This is a genomic window from Streptomyces spinoverrucosus (genome assembly GCF_006539505.1).
In the GTDB taxonomy this organism is placed as follows: Bacteria; Actinomycetota; Actinomycetes; order Streptomycetales; family Streptomycetaceae; genus Streptomyces; species Streptomyces spinoverrucosus.
Window position 1 is genome coordinate 1 of sequence record NZ_BJND01000198.1, and the last position, 905, is coordinate 905.

Below are 905 nucleotides of genomic sequence, written 5' to 3' on the forward strand. Positions count from 1 at the left end.
TTAGGGGTCCTTGCGAAAGATCTTCTTGTGGCACGGTGGAGATGGACGTGGTCCCGTGCTTTGTGGGGGTGACCATGACGCGGCGGAAGCCGTAGGAGGTCAGTGACGAACTGTGGGCGGTGATCGAGCCGCTGCTGCCGAAGCATGAGCGGCGGTTCCGGTACCCGGGGCGCAAGCGCATCGATGACCGCAAGAGGCTCCATGGTGTGCTGTTCGTCCTCTACACCGGTATCCAATGGGAGTACCTGCCACCACAGGAGTTGGGGTTCGGCTCGGGTTCGACCTGCTGGCGGCGGCTGGCCGAATGGCAGGAGGCCGGGGTGTGGGAGAAACTCCAGAGGGTGCTGCTTGACCGGCTGCGGGCGGCGGACCGCCTGGACTTCTCCCGTGCCACCGTCGATGCCTCGCACGTGCAGGCCAAGCGGGGGCGAAGCAGCCCAAAAGTCGGCCCGAGTCCGGTTGATCGTGCACGGCCGGGCTCGAAGCATCATGTGCTGACCGACGCGCACGGCACCCCGCTGCGGGTGTCGTTTACGGGCGGGCACCGCAATGACGTCACCCAGCTTTTGCCGCTGGTTGGCGGCGTGCCGCCGGTGAGGGGCAAGCGGGGCCGGCCCCGGCGCAAGCCCCGCGCGTTGTACGCCGACCGCGGCTACGACCACGACAGCTACCGCTGCGACTGCGTGAACGCGGCATCGTCCCGAGGATCGCCCGGCGCGGTCAGCAACACGGCTCGGGCCTGGGCCGGGTGCGATGGGTCGCCGAGTCCGCCATCGCCTGGCTCCACGGCCCTCGCCGCTTACGGACCCGCTGGGAAACCCGAGACGACATGCACGACGCCTTCCTCCAGCTCGCCCACTGCATGACCCTCGCCCGCAAGCATCCGGCTTTCTGAAAGGAACCCT

General features: G+C 68.1%; 1 protein-coding gene. It reads left to right on the forward strand.

Features of this window, described 5'->3' with window-relative positions; genetic code table 11:
* The first annotated feature begins 110 nt into the window (after positions 1–110).
* Positions 111–895 (forward strand): IS5 family transposase gene (locus tag SSP24_RS42510; protein ID WP_167529882.1). Its coding sequence is split into 2 segments (ribosomal slippage): positions 111–675 and positions 675–895, totalling 786 coding nucleotides; the frame shifts between segments, so codons are not numbered across the junction.
* Positions 896–905 lie beyond the last annotated feature (10 nt).